Source organism: Pseudomonas congelans, assembly GCF_900103225.1.
GTDB lineage: Bacteria > Pseudomonadota > Gammaproteobacteria > Pseudomonadales > Pseudomonadaceae > Aquipseudomonas > Aquipseudomonas congelans.
Window position 1 is genome coordinate 505853 of the sequence record NZ_FNJH01000001.1, and the last position, 15947, is coordinate 521799.

Sequence of the window (15947 nt, forward strand, 5' to 3'; positions counted from 1 at the left end):
CTCAGGATTCACGTGGTGGGAAAGGGGATAACGTGCAAGGTCCATTTCAGTCGATGAAATGGACCTTGCTCACTCATGCCAGCATCTCTGTCCCGAGTTGAAATGCCACCCACAACGCCAGTCCGGTGGCGAAGGTCAGCGCGATGTTCTCGAACCAGTTGTTGCGGTATTCCTTGCTCAACAGTGACTTCTGATTGGACATGATCAGCAGCCCCAGCGAGATGACGGGCAACCCGATGATATTCAGCGCGTTGACACCCAGCGTCAGGGTCACGAAGTCCGGCATGCCGGGCAGCGACCAGATCAGCGGGGTGACCAGAATGAACAGCATGAACCAGCGGTGCATCGGGTCGTTGTGGAACACTTTGCCGTAGCGTTCGCGGCGCTTGGGCTGGATGTGCTGGAAGGCATCGGTGATCAGCATCGGAAAGGCTGTGGTCTTGCCGGAAATACTGGCAAACAGCGTGGCGAACACGCCGATGAAGAAGATGTACCAGCCCAGCGGGCCGAAGAAGATTTCCAGTGCCTTGCCCAGGTCGGCCAGGGTATTGACCTGAATGCCGTTGGGCCGCAGGATTTCGACGCCTACCACCCAGATGGCCAGGTTGATGATGATGCCGACGATCACCGCGAACAGCAGATCGTTGCGCTGGATGCGCTTGTGCTCGGGGCCGGTCCAGCCTTTTTCACGCATCACGTAAGGGTGGACGAAGTTGGCGATGGACCCGGCCACGGCACCGATCACCGAGACCGCTACCAGCAGCGCGCCGTGCACGCCTTCATCGGGTGGAATACTGAAGCCGATGGTGCCCTTGATGATGCCGGTGACATCGGGGCCGGACATGATCGCCAGGGTCAGAAATGCCAGGGTCATGATGGCCAGCAGTACCTTCATCACGCCTTCGATCATTGCGTAGATATTGCGCCCCACCAGCAGCCACACGGCAATCACCACGGCAACGGAGCAGAGCAGTGGCTGGTTGATGTGCAGCAGCATGGCAAGCGCCTCGCCGGCGCCCTTGATCATATAGGCGTTGATCAAATGGCCCATCAGCAATGCGTAGGCAAGCATGAACCAGGCGAACAGCGGGTGCAGTTGCGCATAACCCTGAAGGATGGTCATGCCCTGGTTATTGCAGAGCTGGAAGCGGGCGATGATGTTGACGATCAGGAACCTGAGCAAAAGCGAAATCGCCAGTACCCACATCATGGCGTAGCCATAACTGGCGCCCGCAACCGATGAGGTGATCAGGTCGCCCGCGCCCAGCCAGGACAGCACGGCGATAATGCCGGGCCCCAATAGCTTGGCAAGTTTCTTGAGACGGGGTTCGGCTACTGGCGTGGACGTTTCTTTGAAAGACGGGGTTTGCGGCATGCGGTGAATCTCCGTTTTTTATTGTAATGAGATGTCAGTCACTGCCAGACAAGATAGGACGTCATACAACATGGGTCTCTGGTAAAAATGTAACTACGTGTGAACCAGCTGCAACGCGGGCTAAGCTTGCGTCTGCCAATCTCGTTTTCCCTGGAGAGCCAATGACGTTTCCAATACTTGCCGCTGCCCAATTCTGCTCTAGACGTGGAGATATCCAGCACAACCTCTCCGGGCACCTGGCGTTCATGCAACGTGCAGCCGAACTGGGCGCCAGTTACTTGCTGTTTCCCGAATTGTCACTGACAGGCTACGAACCGGATCTGGCTCGCGAGCTGGCCTTGCTTGCAGACGATGCACGTTTGGCGCCGCTCGCGGCACTGGCTGTGAAATTGCAATTGACGACCACCGTTGGCGTGCCACTCAGGGGGCCGAGCGACAGTGTCCTGATCGGTGCATTGACCTTCACCGCCGCGGGCGATGTCATCGCCTATGCCAAGCAATACCTGCATCCCGGTGAAGACGCCGTATTCACTGCCGGCAATCAGGACTGCTATCTGCTACTTGATCAGCACCGAATCGGTCTGTGCGTATGTGCAGACTTCAGCCACGCCGAGCACGCGCAACGCATGGCACAAGGTGGAGCCTGGTTGTACGCAGCCAGTGTGCTGATCTCGCCGGGCGGCTATGAATACGATGCCGGACTGCTTTCGGGGCATGCCCGCCGTCACTCGCTGCCGGTGTTGATGGCCAATCATGGCGGGGCAACTGGCGGCTGGCTGTCGGCGGGGCGCAGCGGTCTGTAGGACGAAGCAGGGCGTTGGGTCGGCGGGATGCAAAGTGAAGGAGGTGGTCTGGTCGTCGCGACCCGCCAGCGCGAGGGCTGGCAGGTCAGAGCGGTTACGGTGGACTAAGGCGTTTCACGCGCCCACGGCATTTTCCGGTTTGAGCCCGGGTTGGTTATGCGAGGGTGAAAGGGTCTCCGGCACGGTCAGCCACAACAGGCAGAACGCGACCGCTGCCACACCGGCAAGGGTGAGAAATGCTGCGCTGTAACCTGCTGCATGCACGACAAAACCCGCCAGGCTGTTGCTCAGCGCTGCGCCCAGCCCGAACAGCGTCGACAGCGCCCCAAGGCTCACGTTGAAACGTCCGCTGCCTTGAGTGAGGTCCTTGACCATCAATGGGAACAGGGCACCGAACAAGCCCGCGCCGATGCCGTCGAGCATCTGGACCGCCACCAGCCAATAGGGATCGTCGGAAAGGGTGTAAAGCACACCGCGAATCGGCAAGAACAGAAAGCCGGCCAGCAACAGCGGCTTGCGCCCCCAGACATCGGCTTTCATGCCTACCAGCAGCGCGGCCGGTACCATCACCAGTTGGGCTGCAACGATGCACGCCGAGGTCAGCGGCGTTGCCATTTGCATGTTGATCTGTGACAGCTTCTGACTCACCAGCGGCAGCATCGCCGCGTTAGCCAGATGGAAGAGGGCGCAGCAGATACCGAACATCAGCAGCGGCTTGTTGCTTAACAGCGCAGAAAGGCCCGAAGGTTGATGACCACTGACGTCGTGACTGGCGTCAAAGCCCCGAGCCACGTCGTGATCGATGGCGTCTGCGGAAACAAAGCTGACCGCGACAATACTCGCCAGCGCCATCGCGGCCATCAGGTAAAACACCGCAATAGGCCCGAATAGATAGGCGAAGCCGCCAGCCAGAAGGGCTGCGCAGGCATTACCTGCGTGGTTGAACGTTTCGTTGCGCCCGGTACGGCGGGTAAACGCTTTGGGCCCGGTGATGCCCAGCGAAATGGCCGCGATGGCCGGTGCAAATACCGAGGCCGCGATGCTGCTCAACGCTTGGGTCAGGGCAACGATGGAAAAAGACGAAGTGAAGGGCAGAATCAGGCAACTCAGCGTCACCAGCAAGGCCGCCACACCGATCATGGCGCGCTTGTAGGGCGTGCGGTCGATCAGCGCCCCGGCAGGTGTCTGGGTCAGCAGCCCGGCAATGCCGGCAATGGTCATCACCACACCGATGCTGGCCGGGTCCCATTTGTGCACCGCCAGCAGATAGATCGCCAGATACGGGCCCAGGCCATCGCGGACATCGGCAAGGAAGAAGTTCAGGCTATCCAGTGAAAGGGTGTTGCGGCGATCTGCATGACTGACCAAGAGTGAAGTTCCTGTAATTCGTCCGACCCCAGGCAACCGAGTCACGGGTAATACTGACCCGGGCCGTTTTAAAGAAGTTTCCACACCGAAGATGAAATTTAGGCTTCAAATGCTCTTTTTCTGCAGGCTTTTCAGCCGCTGGGTCGCACGTTGCACGGCAGCCATTTTTTCAGGCCGTTTCATGCGCTTCCACTTGCGGATATCGTCCTTGGTACGCCCGCAGCTCACGCACAGATCGCCGCTGAGCTGGCATACGGAAATGCACGGGTTTTCGATGTCCTTGGCCATGCTCAACCTCGTCTGGCGTATTTGCGTTTGATGCGCTGCTGCCAGTCGCCCGCGTTCTCGCGCAGGCACAGCTCTTCGCAGTCGACATGCACATGAGCCGATGGATTCGACAGGCTGACCTGAGCATCGTCAAGTGCCTCTACCGTCAGCCCGATCATCCGCTCCACCAGCCCGCGGGCCAGCGCGGCGTTCTTGTCGGCCAGCGTATCAAACACCCACACCACCTGCAGGCTGGCCGGGAACGCCGCGTAATCGACTTCATGAGTTAGCCAGCAGAAACCGGGCATCTCGGCCTTGGCAGTCTCGCAGGCGTGCGTCAGAGCGCTCACCAGACGCCGATCTGTCCGGGCCTGTTCGCGTTTGCTGGATGGCATGGTGGACCTTGGAGTGTAGAGGGAAAGATGGTCACGATACCTTATGCCGGTATTGCTCGCAGTACTGATCAACCACATAAAACGGGGAACGGCGCCTGGCGTCGGTACCCTTCACGTGACGCGCCACAAACAAATGAATGTTTATTGTTAAACACAATTTTGCGATGAGTCCCTCATGATCTTCGGACCGGGATGATGGAGTGGGTGATCGCAGTTCAGGTAGTCTGGTAGTCAGTAAACCGATGTAGTTTCAGCTGGGCTAAAGAGCGTTACAGGCTTGAAAGGCCAGGCCGTTGAGCTGTTTTTAATGTATCGAAAAGGAGCGTTACATGGCATTTGATACCTATATGCACATCGAAGGTATTCCGGGCGAATCGTTTGATGAAGTGTTCAAAAACTGGATTGAGCTTTCCGACTTTGATGTGGGTGCCAGTCAGTCAGCTTCAGTGTCGACGACTAGCGCTGGTGGAGCGAGCAGCGGACGAACCACTATGAGTGACTTCTTTTTTCGCAAAACAGTAGATAAATCTACCCCCAAGCTGCACGAGGCTTGTTGCAGTGGGAAGCACTTTAATGAGGTGACTATTGCAGTGAATCGGGCGGGTGAAGAAAAAATTAAATACCTAGAAATAAAACTGGAAGAAGTCATGATTTCTTCCGTATCGCTCAATGCTAATGGCGCTGCCGAGAATGGATTTCCCACTGAAACAATACGTCTTAATTATGGGCGTATAAAAATGCTCTATACACAGCAAAAGCGTTCCGATGGCCAAGGTGGCGGACAGGTCGCGGGTGGATGGGACGGCATAAAAAATAAAGTCTATGCTTGATATTGGCAAGAGACGGGTGCCCAATGTCTGATAATCCTAATATTGCATACTGCCGTTTTTTGTTAAATGGTAAGCCTACAAGTCATTTGCGTTGCGGACATGCTAGCTATGAAGCGTTTTCAGGTATGGGCGTTCCTTTTGTTAATAGCCCGCAGTATCAGTCTGTGGAAAAAAAGGGTGCCATTCCAGCGGGGCGATATTTCATCGTTGATCGGCAAAGTGGGGGGCATCTCGGTTGGATTAAAGAGCCCATACAGGATTTTATAGCTGGTACGGACCGGGGGGAGTGGTTTGCTCTTTACAGGGATGATGGAGAGGTTGATGATCAGACCACCATTGATAATATAAGGCGTGGCGCCTTTAGACTCCATCCCGTTGGGCCGCGTGGTATAAGCCAAGGCTGTATCACCCTTAACTCTCAGGTTGGATTCGATGAGCTCAAGAAGTATCTTCGCAGTCAGCGCGGTGAAACGCTTCCGGGAACGAATCTGAAGTATTATGGCGTAATAGATGTATCTGTTTTTAGTGAGTAGTGAACAATCCAGAATGAAAAAAATAATGAAACTCATCTTTCACAGTGTGCTGATTCTGGTGCTTTCTGTACTGCTTACCAAATGGCTCGTCGCATGGGGTCTGCTAGGCTGGCTACTTCAAACTGAAGCAGGCCTCGATCTGTATGTTTCGGCTACAAATACCCTGGGCATAATCGGTGGCGAGGATGGAGAGTTCATGCTCCTTGCCTTGATGGTATTCGTAATGCTGGTGCCATCGGCGTTTCTTGTAGGCACCGCAGCTAAAATGCTTGACAAGTTCAGAGCAGAACGGCAGTCAGCAGCAAATAAGAGAGCTGGCAGATAATGCTCAACGCAATCTGATCGCACACGGCCATTATTCAAGCCATCCAGCGGTATCTTGTAGGATGACGTGCGGCCGCAAGACGCGCGCCTTTCCGATAATAAAGATAATGGATGCTCATCATGGAATTCTCATCGTCAGGCAATACACCCGATCACAGCCGCAGGGGCTTTCTCAAGCAGTCGCTGGCGGTTTCGGCAACCGTTGCCGCCATTGGCGCATTGCCGCGTCTTTCCAGTGCTCAGCCGCTGACCCAGCGCTACCCCGACCCGCTGGTCAGTGTGCTGGACGACAGCTTTACCCACATACGAATCTTCAATGCCAGCGTCGAGAAGCTGGCCAGCGGCATGCGCTGGGCCGAAGGGCCGGTGTGGATCGGTGACGGTCGCTACTTGCTGGTCAGCGACATCGCCAACAATCGCATCATGCGCTGGGACGAGGTGACGGGTGAGCTGTCGGTGTACCGCGAGCACTCGAACTTTTCCAATGGCATGTGTCGCGACCGTCAGGGCCGGCTGCTGGTTTGTGAGGGCTCCAGCACGACCAACGAGGGGCGGCGGGTGACGCGCACCGAGTACAACGGGCGCATCACCGTGCTGGCCGACAGCTTCGAGCGCAAACCTTTCAATTCGCCCAACGACATCGCCTGCAAACGTGATGGGTCTATCTGGTTCACCGATCCTACCTTCCAGGCCGAAAGTAACTACGAAGGTCAAAAGGTCAAACAGGAGCAACCCTTCGGCGTCTATCGCATCGATCCCTCGAACGGCAAAGTCTCCAGGGTGATCGATGATCTGGCAGGTCCGAACGGCCTGTGCTTTTCGCCGGACGAGAAAACTTTGTACGTGGTCGAAGGGCGCGCCAAACCCCACGGTCTCATCTGGGCGATAGCGGTCAATGACGACGGCACGCTGGGCGAACGGCGCAAGCTCATCGAAGGCCTGGACTACGCAGCCATCGACGGCATCAAGTGCGACGAGAGCGGCAATCTGTGGTGCGGCTGGGGCGGTAATGGTGATCCCAAGGCAGATATGGAGAAACTCGACGGCGTGCGAGTGTTCAACCCTCAAGGCAAGCCCATCGGCCATATCAGCCTGCCCGAGCGCTGCGCCAACATCTGCTTCGGCGGGCGAGAGGGCAATCGGCTGTTCATGGCCAGCAGCCATTCGCTTTATTCGGTGTTCGTGAACGCCCGCGGTGCCACGTTTGCCTGACGGCGTATGGCCCGATGACGGCGCATGACACGACGCGTCGTCAATCGGGTCGAACCCCTAGGGCTGTGCCCTGTCTGTTCCTGTAATTACTTTCAGGGATAGTTATTTATGTCGGCGCAACGCGGCCTTGTTCTACTTGCACGAGGCGGCTATGCCGCCCGTGGTGTTGTTTATCTGATTATCGGTCTGTTCGCGGTACTGGCGGCGCAAGGATCCTCGCAGCCGGCCGACAGCCACAGCAGTCTTGAAGCGCTGTTGAGTCAGCCCTTCGGCGGCGTTCTGGTCGGGGTGGTGATCGTCGGTCTGCTGGCGTTCGCGGCATGGCGCGTTTTGCAGGCTACGCGAGACGTTGATCATCATGGTCGCGAGTTCAAGGGGCTGGTGATTCGCGGAGGTCTGTTGGTGGGCGGTTTCACCTATGGTGCTCTGGCCTTCTTTGCCCTGGGCCTGCTGGTCAGTGGGCTGAAGAGCTCCGGAGGCTCATCGGAGGGTGGCCAGGCCAAGGACCTGCTGGCAGCCATTCTGTCCTGGGATCACTCCAATCTGCTGGTCTACGTGGTCGCCCTGGTGCCACTGGGGCTGGGCATTGTGCACATCATCAAGGGCTACAAGGCGTCCTTCGAGAAGTATTTCGAGGCCGATGAAGACGTCATGAAGTACGTGCGTCCGGTATCGCGCTTCGGCCTGATCGCCCGCGGCGTGGCATTCATCGAAATTGCCGTGTTACTGGCGGTAAGCGGTTCCAGTTATCAGGCCATGCACCCGCCGGGCATGAAAGATGCGCTCAACGGTTTGCAGGATCTGCCGGCAGGCGGCCTGGTATTGCTGATCGTGGCGCTGGGCCTGATCGCGTTCTCGGTGTACAGCTTTGCCCAGGCTGCCTGGCGCCGTATCAATATGGATGTGCCTGACGCGCCGGAGGCCGTGGCGCGTCATTTCCGCTGATTCAACCGCCTTGTCAGAGGACGCTGAACCCGCTGACGGCGCGCCAATGCACAGCATTGGCACGCCAGTCCGTCGGATTGCGTGTAACTCCAGCCTCAATGTGCCGGAAGCTTATCGGCAAGTCAGACCCGAATATCCTGCGGACCGCGGATCTGGGCTTCGATGCGCGTGCCGGTGAGGCGCTCTTCGTTGGAGAACCCGTCGTAGCTGGACAGGTCGCCAAAGCGGATACCGGTGAGTTGTTCGATCTGCGCGACGCTGCGTTGCCAGGTTTTGAGCGGCCCGAACATGATATCCAGCTTACCCAGTTCGCGGGTCTGGTCGATCATGTAGGCGCTTGCCGAAGGCTTGCCGTCATCACCTAGAAAGGCCACGACTTTCCAGAATGCCGAAGGGATTTTGACGTTGCGGTAGCTGCGGTCGTCGTCGCGCAGCACCGGGCCGGTGAATACCGTTACCCGTGATTTCCAGCGCCGTGTGTTTTCGAGAATGTAGTCCTCCAGCTCCAGCCAGGTCTTCTGATTGAACGCACCCATCTGCGGCGAGCAGTTGGTGAAGTGGAAGGTGTCGCTGTTGGCAACTTCGGCTTCCTTGCCCCAGTTAGGGTCCTGACGCCGGACCAGATGGCCGCGATCCAGCAGGTTGTCGGCATACACGCTTTCGCCAATCTGCGCTTCGGCGGGCAGGCGGCCGTCAAATGCCCAGGAATCCTTGCTGCGCTTGACCTCTACGCTATTGGCACCATCGATGTTGACGCCGACATACAGCGCCAGACGCCGACTGCGTGACATGGTGATGGAAAAGTGTGTGTAATCGAGGCGGTCCCCTGTGTTCTTCAAAGGATAGACATCCGGCGCAAGTTCCTCGTCAACTGTCGGCCAGGGCACGATGAAATCACCGAGGAAGTTCTCGGCGTAGCCGGTGCGCTTTTTCAGGTCGCTTGCCGGTGTGGTACGGGGTGCGGCCAGCGCCTGTGGCTCGAGCAGCGTGGTAGTCGACGTCAGCGGCTTGAGGTCGGCAAGGCGGGGCCGGTAGGCGAGATCGATGGCGAACTTCTTGTCAGGCACAGTGTTTGCTCCTGTGGGGGATTAATATCGTTAGTTCACCATAGACGCGTTACAGAGCGGCGTCAGGCCGGAGGGTCAAGGTTATTGTCTGCCGATTCGGCAATAGCTGCTAAATAGGGCTAAGTATCTGGCAACGTGCGTCGATAAGCTGTTGATAAGAGCAATCCGCAGCTCGCGTTATTTCATTGACCGGAGGGGCTACAGGATGTCGATAAAACTACGTCTGTTCTTGCTGATAGGCACCAGTGTACTGACCGTCATGATCATCAGCCTGGTCAACTTCCTGGGTAATACGCGCATGGAGGCGGCAATGCTCGACAGTGAAGTGAGCATGGCTGCGCTGGGCAATCACCTGCAAGCCGACATGATGCACGACGCGCTGCGTGCCGATGTGCTGTCAGCGATGCTGTTCGGCCTGGGCAGGAGCGACAGCACGCGTGACGAAGTGCAGGTGTCGCTCAATGAGCATGCCGCACTGTTTCGCAAGGTAGTGAGCGATAACTTGCAACTGCCGCTCACCGATGCCATCAAGGCAGAACTCAGCAGGATCAAGCCTAGCCTGGACGCTTATATCAGCGCAGGCGAGCGCATCGTCGGGCTGGCCATCGACAGTCCGGACCGCGCGCAGCAAGAGCTGGGTACATTTTCCAGCGCCTTCACGCAGTTGGAGGGGCAGATGTCGAGCTTGAGTGACCTGATCGAGGACAATTCCAAAGCCAGCGGCGAGCGCACTCGTCAGGCGATTAGCACTGCCAATGTGACCTTGGCGGTCGTGCTTTCGATCAGTATTTTGTTGCTGCTGGTCCAGGGTCACTGGGTGACGCGCAGCATCATGATCCCGCTGGCGTCCGCCAGCCGTATTGCCGACAGTATTGCCCATGGCAACCTCCGCGATCCTATCGACGAGCCCCGTGGTCGTGACGAAGCCAGCATGTTGATTCGCAGCCTGGCGATCATGCAGCGTGACCTGCGCAGCATGATCGAAGTGGTGCGCAGCAACGCCAATGACGTCAGTGGCATGAGCCGTCAGCTCAGCAGTGGTTGCCATGAGGTGGCCGACAGCAGCCGGCAACAGAGTTCTGCTGCCGGCACCATGTCGGCGGCGACCAGCGAGATGACCGCAAGCATTGAAGAAATCACCCGGCATGCCGGGCAGGCCCTGGAAATGGCCGGTCAAGCCGAATCCCTGGCCAAGAACGGCGGTCGGGTGATCCATCAGGTGGTTAGTGATATGGACAGCATCGCCCGTTCGGCGCAGCAGTCGGCTCAGGTGATCCGCACGCTGGACAAGGACTCGGAAGGAATCTTCAATATTATCCAGGTCATCAAGGGCATTGCCGACCAGACCAACCTGCTGGCGCTCAACGCTGCCATCGAGGCTGCCCGTGCTGGCGAGCAGGGCCGGGGTTTTGCCGTGGTTGCCGACGAGGTGCGCAGCCTGGCGGGGCGCACCAGTGCTTCCACTCAGGAAATCACCGCCATGGTCGCGCGCATTCAGCAGAGCACCCGCGAGGCGGTTACCAGCATGGAAGCCGGTGTGGCTCAGGTCGACAAGGGCATGGCGGTCACCGCCGAAGTGGAACGTGCGATCAGCGATATCCTGGATGCCACGTTGAGCACCACGCAATTGGTCAACGACATCACCCGCACCATTGGCGAGCAAAGCCTGGCCAGCAATGAAATCGCCCATCAGGTAGAAATGATTGCCAGCATGTCCGAGGGCAACAGCCGGGTAATCGTCCAGACCGCCAGTACCACCGATGAACTGTCGGTGATGGCCGGGCAGCTTTCACAATCGGTTGATCGTTTTCAGCTGTGATATCAAATTGCCCAGCTCTGCAGTACTCTGCGGCGCGAAAAGCGCCGTGAGCTGTGTGGCTGAAGTTTTTCGCCTGCGCTGAAGGCGAACGCATTAAAGCTTTGGTAGCGACAGACGTTAACCATCGCACGAGAATCACCCTTGTACCCAGGAGCAGCAAAATGCAGACGTTAAAGGCTTTGTATGAGTCAGTTGAAAAGCAGTTTTTCAACACGCTGACCAAGAAGCTATCAAGCCTTTTCCTGCTGGTCCTGGTCAGCGCCCTGCTGTATTGGGTGGCGCTGAACATCCGTTCCGACATCATGCTGCAATTGCGCGGTACGCAAACGGACCCTGTTGCGCTGGGCGTGATCCAGAGTCAGCTTGATCTGCTGAGCAACGCGATTCTGCTGAGCACGCTGTTCACGCTGGTCATGGTCAGTTTCATGGTCTGGTATTTCCGCCACCTGATCGTGCGTCCAGTGATGTCCATGACCCGTGCGCTCGAGGAGGTCGCCAGCGGTGAGGGTGATTTGTCGAGGGATCTGCCGCTGCTCACCCATGATGAAATTCGCGGGCTGGCCAGTACCTGCAATCTGTTTCTGGCCAAACAGCGCGAGATCATCAGCAGCATTCAGGGGCTGACTGTACAGATCGCCGTCGAGTCGGCGCGTTCGCTGAAGAACATCAGTGATTCCAGCGACAGCGCGACCGATCAGGCACGCTTCGCCAGAGAGGTGATGGACCAGAGCAACATGGCGGTGGGCAGCATCGAAGACGTCTCGCAACAGACGCAGGGCATTTCCAGCACCACTGCGCAGAACCTGAACATGGCGCGCGACTCTTACGCCGAGTTGCTGGAAGTGACTGGAAACATCAGCCAGATATCCAGCAGTCTCAATGAGTTCGGTGGGCTGGTCTCCGGCTTGAATGAGCGCTCGTCAAGCATCAAGTCGATCGTCGGCCTGATTCAGCAAATTTCCTCGCAAACCAATCTGCTGGCGCTCAACGCGGCCATCGAAGCGGCGCGGGCGGGGGAGAGTGGTCGAGGTTTTGCGGTGGTGGCCGACGAGGTGCGCACGCTGGCGCAAAACGTCAGTAAAGCCACTGACGACATCTCGCGCAACATCGACGCCATGCTTCAGGAAGTCAGCTCCACACACGAACAGACCATTCAGATCAGCCACAGCGCCCGCGAAACCCAGCTGGTGGTAGAACGTGCGTCCGGCCATTTCGAGAGCATGATCGGCGATTTCGAGTCGACCAACGACAAGCTCGCCGACATCGCTGCGCACATTCAGCAGTTCGCTTCCACAAACACGGGGATCAACGAGCGGGTAACGCGGATCTATGCCGATAGCCAGGCCATCGACCAGCGCATGCAGCACTCCGCGACCGCCACCCGGGATCTGTCCAGTGTGGCCGAGCAGGTGCAGGCGCTGCTCGGGCGATTTGTGCTTGGGCATGGCGAGCTGGATGCGGCGATTACTCGCGCCAGTCAGTGCCGTGACATTCTGCAAGTACGCCTGGCCGAGCTGCACAAGCAGGGCGTCAATCTGTTCGATCAGAGTTACAAGCTGATTCCCGGCACAGATCCGAAACAATACACCACCGGCTACACCGAGCGTTTTGCGCAAATCTGCCAGGACGAATGCGACAAGCTGACCAAGGGCACACGCGGCGGCAAGGTCACCTTCATCGTCGACAGCAAAGGCTATTGCCCGGTCAACAACAGTTGGGTATCGCAAAAACCTACCGGCAACCGCGAAGTCGATCTGCCGGTGTGCCGCAACAAACGTATGTTCTCCGATCCGATCGGCCTGCGCGCTGCGGGCAACAAGCAGCGTTTTCTGTTGCAGACTTACCTGCGTGATACCGGCGAGATCATGACCGAAATCGACGTACCGTTTTTTTTCGAGGGGCGCCACTGGGGCAACTTGCGGATGGGCTTCGATGCAGCGCTGCTGTTGGGTAAATAAGCGAGGGCGCGACGTGCGCGCCCGGTGTTCGATGCCGACCCACAGTGACATCGCTCAATGTGTTTCATGCACTGACGGCAGGCGTGTTCAGGCTGGCCTGAACCGAAACGACTGAACGTTTGCGCCAATAAAAGCTCCATTTTCAAGCGGCGCTGATTTCCAGAACGCCACCGGAGGTGTGACTTTGAAAATTCAAGACCTGACCAAGCATGTAAAGGATCAAGCGGTTCGTGAACTCGATCTGATCTCCATGGAAGGCGGTTCCTACGTACTGCACGCGAAGCTCGACGGCCAGTCTGTGCCGGTGGAGGATTCGAGCGGAAAAACCCTGCACGTTGCCTCGGTGGAAGAGGCGCGCAAGGTGCTGTCTTCAGTGTCTGACGTAAAGCTGTTCATGACCCAGGCTGTGGCGCATGACGAAATGGTCGGTCTGGACGATGTCCGTGCACAGGCTTCGCGGCAAGAGATACCCTTGCGCTCCAGCCTGTGACCGCCGATCAGGCGTTGCTGCGCCTGACCGCAACGCACTTGATTTCGAGCAGCAACCCGGGGTGCGCCAGTTCGGCCACGCCGATGCAGGTCCAGGCGCACTGGCCACGGGGGAAGATGCGGTTTTTCACCTCACGAAACACCGCCATATGCTCGCTCATGGCGACGTGATAAGTGGTCATGTCGACGATGTCGTCGAAGGTGCAGCCGCCCTCGGCGAGTACCGTGCGCAGATTTTCCCAGCAGGCGATGAATTGCGCCTCCGGGTTGAGAATGACTTCCATATCCCGCGTACGTCCCACCTGGCCCGCGCAGTACAGGGTATCCCCAACCCTGACTGCAGGCGCATAGCCTGCTCGGTCCATGATCGACTGCATGGTGGGCGGAATGATGAGTTCTCGGTCTGACATGTTGTAACACCTGTTCGTAACGCTTGAATGTGCAATGGCTGATCTGGCTGTCACTGTTCCGGCCTACGCCTTGGCGGCTGGTCTGGCAGCACGCCGCGGCTTTTTCGCTGGAGTGTCCGCCGAGGCGGAGGAGGTTTTGGCGACGCGCTTTGTGGTCTTGCGTTTTTTCTTCCAGGGCGGCGTGACGCCCGCCGGGCTGGCCGGTCCGCTGATGCTCATACGCATGCCGACGCAACGGCTGACCTGTTTGCTCATCCACGCCGCCTGTTTGGCGACGAACTCTTCAAGGCTCATTTCGCCGCTCTGGACCATGTCCAGCGCCTGTTCCCAGATGGCTGTGGTGCCCGGATCGGCGATGGCACGGGGCACGGCGTCGATCAGGCTGAAGGCTGCCGGTGCTGCGCACAGCGACTTGCCCTGCTTGGTCAGGTAGCCACGGTCCAGCAGCCCTTGAATGATCCCGGCGCGCGTGGCTTCGGTGCCGATGCCGGTGGTGTCCTTGAGCTTCTGTTTCAGCAGCGGATCTTCCACCAGTTTGGCGACGTTCTTCATCGCCTTGATCAGGTCTCCCTCGGTGAACGGCTTGGGCGGCTGGGTCCAGAGGTCCTTGAGGATGACCTCGGCGACTGCGCACTCGCAGCCCTGAAACAATGCCGGCAACGGCTGCGGCGCAGGCGCTTCGCGACCCTTGGCCGGGGCCAGCGCTTCGGGCATCGCTCGCTTCCAGCCCGGCTCGACAATCTGCTTGCCCACCGCACGCAGCGCGTGGCCTGCACAGTCGAAGTCAGCCTGGGTGCGATCGTATTCATGGTTGGGCAGAAACTGGGCCAGGTAGCGCGCCCTGATCAGGGTGTACACCGCCCGCGGTTTTCCGGTCAGACGTTCTACGCCGCGTACCGCCGCAGTGGGAATGATGCCGTGGTGGGCCGTCACTTTGCTGTCATTCCAGGCCCGGGACCGACGTTGTGGATCGAGGTGCGGCGACAGGCCTGTCAGTGCAGGGTCGGCCTTGCACAGCGCCGCGATGATGCCTGCGGCTTCACCGTGCTGACTGTTCGGCAGGTAACCGCAATCGCTGCGCGGGTAGGTGATGACCTTGTGGGTTTCATACAGGGACTGGGCGATGTCGAGGGTTTCCTGCGCACCGAGCCCGAGCTTCTTTGAACAGATTTCCTGCAGGGTACCCAGGTCGAACGGCAAGGGCGCCGCTTCGCGCATTCGCTCGGTGCGCAGCTTGACCAGTCGTGCGCCGGCAGCGGCGCGCATGTCGTGCGCAGCCTGTTGCGCCAGCGCCTGGTTCAGGCAGCGGTCCTGATCGTCGCAGGCATCCGAGGGTGCGCGCCATTGGGCAATGAAGGCCTGACTGTCATGCAGCAGCCTGACGTCGATAGCCCAGTAGGGCGCCGGGACGAAGTTGGCGATGCTGCGATCACGGTCCACCACCAGTCGCAGGGTCGGGGTTTGTACCCGGCCGACTGGTAACACGCCCTGATAGCCGGATTGTCGACCCAGCAGGGTGAACAGACGGCTCATGTTCATGCCGATCAGCCAGTCGGCGCGTGATCGGCCCAGTGCCGAGTGATACAGGCTGAACGTATCGGCACCGGGCTTGAGCGCCGCCAGCGCCTTGCGGATCGAGGCGTCGTCCAGTGCCGACAACCACAGGCGCTGAATCGGCCCGCGATAGCGACAGTGCTCGATCAGTTCGCGGGCGATCATTTCGCCTTCACGGTCGGCGTCGGTGGCGATCACCAGTTCCCGGGCTTCACCCAGCAGCCGCTTGACTGCCTTGAACTGGCTGGCGGTTCTGGGCTTGACGAGCATCTTCCATTTTTCCGGCACGATGGGCAGGTCTTCCAGTACCCAGCGTTTGTAGCGTGCATCGTAGGCATCGGGCGGGGCGGTTTCCAGCAGGTGGCCAATGCACCAGGTCACTGTCGCATCGGCACCCACCCAGCAGCCGTCGCCACGCCGGGTGGCGCCGAGCGCAGCCGCAATATCTTTGGCCTGGGAAGGTTTTTCGCAGAGAAACAGCCGCATGACTACCGTCGTCGATTACCGGTGCAAGGGCTGCAAGGATGAACGCTGAATGCGTGGCGGGCAAGTTTTATCTGTATGGATATACAGATAAACTCGCTGTGCGACTCCTGAA

The 15947-nt window shown here is 58.5% G+C and carries 15 protein-coding genes and 2 pseudogenes; 10 read left to right on the forward strand and 7 right to left on the reverse strand.

The features are described from left to right. Window positions 1-73: 73 nt before the first annotated feature. Window positions 74-1375 (reverse strand): Nramp family divalent metal transporter, encoded by a 1302-nt coding sequence (locus BLR20_RS02150; protein ID WP_054992974.1) that lies wholly within the window; start codon window positions 1373-1375, stop codon window positions 74-76. A gap of 161 nt (window positions 1376-1536) precedes the next feature. Here BLR20_RS02150 and BLR20_RS02155 point away from each other — a divergent pair. Continuing rightward, window positions 1537-2286, forward strand: a pseudogene (locus BLR20_RS02155) (carbon-nitrogen hydrolase family protein). A gap of 6 nt (window positions 2287-2292) precedes the next feature. Here the strand turns inward: BLR20_RS02155 and BLR20_RS02160 are convergent. The 3 genes from BLR20_RS02160 to BLR20_RS02170 form a co-directional block, all read right to left on the reverse strand. Continuing rightward, complete coding sequence (locus BLR20_RS02160; RefSeq protein WP_010436646.1) at window positions 2293-3546, reverse strand: MFS transporter; 1254 nt, start codon at window positions 3544-3546, stop codon at window positions 2293-2295. A gap of 105 nt (window positions 3547-3651) precedes the next feature. Continuing rightward, on the reverse strand, window positions 3652-3834 hold the full coding sequence (locus BLR20_RS02165; protein ID WP_003315517.1) for a DUF1289 domain-containing protein: 183 nt from the start codon (window positions 3832-3834) through the stop codon (window positions 3652-3654). A 2-nt stretch (window positions 3835-3836) separates the two neighbouring features. Next, window positions 3837-4208: a hypothetical protein gene (locus tag BLR20_RS02170; RefSeq protein WP_010436642.1), complete on the reverse strand. Its 372-nt coding sequence runs from the start codon at window positions 4206-4208 to the stop codon at window positions 3837-3839. A gap of 329 nt (window positions 4209-4537) precedes the next feature. Between BLR20_RS02170 and BLR20_RS02175 the strand changes: the two genes are divergently transcribed. The 5 genes from BLR20_RS02175 to BLR20_RS02195 all read left to right on the forward strand — a co-directional run bounded on the left by BLR20_RS02175 (window position 4538) and on the right by BLR20_RS02195 (window position 8052). Beyond that, complete coding sequence (locus BLR20_RS02175; RefSeq protein ID WP_010436640.1) at window positions 4538-5038, forward strand: Hcp family type VI secretion system effector; 501 nt, start codon at window positions 4538-4540, stop codon at window positions 5036-5038. Window positions 5039-5061: 23 nt separating this feature from the next. Further along, window positions 5062-5571 carry a DUF2778 domain-containing protein gene (locus BLR20_RS02180; RefSeq protein WP_074594322.1) on the forward strand — a complete coding sequence of 170 codons (510 nt, stop codon included), beginning with the start codon at window positions 5062-5064 and terminating at the stop codon, window positions 5569-5571. A gap of 25 nt (window positions 5572-5596) precedes the next feature. Continuing rightward, window positions 5597-5896 carry a hypothetical protein gene (locus tag BLR20_RS02185; RefSeq protein WP_054992972.1) on the forward strand — a complete coding sequence of 100 codons (300 nt, stop codon included), beginning with the start codon at window positions 5597-5599 and terminating at the stop codon, window positions 5894-5896. A gap of 110 nt (window positions 5897-6006) precedes the next feature. Beyond that, a complete protein-coding gene (locus BLR20_RS02190; RefSeq protein WP_074594324.1) occupies window positions 6007-7107 on the forward strand; it encodes an SMP-30/gluconolactonase/LRE family protein in 1101 nt (366 codons plus the stop codon). A gap of 108 nt (window positions 7108-7215) precedes the next feature. Next, window positions 7216-8052 carry a DUF1206 domain-containing protein gene (locus BLR20_RS02195; RefSeq protein WP_032614655.1) on the forward strand — a complete coding sequence of 279 codons (837 nt, stop codon included), beginning with the start codon at window positions 7216-7218 and terminating at the stop codon, window positions 8050-8052. Window positions 8053-8174: 122 nt separating this feature from the next. Here BLR20_RS02195 and BLR20_RS02200 read toward each other — a convergent pair whose 3' ends face one another. Continuing rightward, window positions 8175-9119 (reverse strand): DNA/RNA non-specific endonuclease, encoded by a 945-nt coding sequence (locus BLR20_RS02200; protein ID WP_010436630.1) that lies wholly within the window; start codon window positions 9117-9119, stop codon window positions 8175-8177. 205 nt (window positions 9120-9324) lie between these two features. On the opposite strand from BLR20_RS02200, the pseudogene BLR20_RS28315 reads away from it, so the two are divergent. The 4 genes and pseudogenes from BLR20_RS28315 to BLR20_RS02215 form a co-directional block, all read left to right on the forward strand. Beyond that, a pseudogene (locus BLR20_RS28315) lies at window positions 9325-10080 on the forward strand (MCP four helix bundle domain-containing protein); the annotation flags it as partial. A gap of 132 nt (window positions 10081-10212) precedes the next feature. Next, the gene (locus BLR20_RS28320; RefSeq protein WP_390175898.1) at window positions 10213-10938 is read left to right on the forward strand and encodes a methyl-accepting chemotaxis protein; all 726 of its coding nucleotides are present in this window, start codon (window positions 10213-10215) and stop codon (window positions 10936-10938) included. A gap of 161 nt (window positions 10939-11099) precedes the next feature. Further along, on the forward strand, window positions 11100-12896 hold the full coding sequence (locus BLR20_RS02210) for a methyl-accepting chemotaxis protein (protein ID WP_010436626.1): 1797 nt from the start codon (window positions 11100-11102) through the stop codon (window positions 12894-12896). Window positions 12897-13074: 178 nt separating this feature from the next. Next, window positions 13075-13386 carry a DUF6482 family protein gene (locus BLR20_RS02215; protein WP_025991095.1) on the forward strand — a complete coding sequence of 104 codons (312 nt, stop codon included), beginning with the start codon at window positions 13075-13077 and terminating at the stop codon, window positions 13384-13386. Window positions 13387-13393: 7 nt separating this feature from the next. Here the strand turns inward: BLR20_RS02215 and BLR20_RS02220 are convergent, their stop codons facing one another. Both BLR20_RS02220 and BLR20_RS02225 read right to left on the reverse strand, forming a co-directional pair. Next, the gene (locus BLR20_RS02220) at window positions 13394-13795 is read right to left on the reverse strand and encodes a RidA family protein (RefSeq protein WP_010436620.1); all 402 of its coding nucleotides are present in this window, start codon (window positions 13793-13795) and stop codon (window positions 13394-13396) included. 63 nt (window positions 13796-13858) lie between these two features. Further along, entirely contained in the window at window positions 13859-15835 is a 1977-nt protein-coding gene (locus BLR20_RS02225; protein ID WP_054992970.1) for a DNA topoisomerase III, read from the reverse strand. Window positions 15836-15947: the final 112 nt, after the last annotated feature.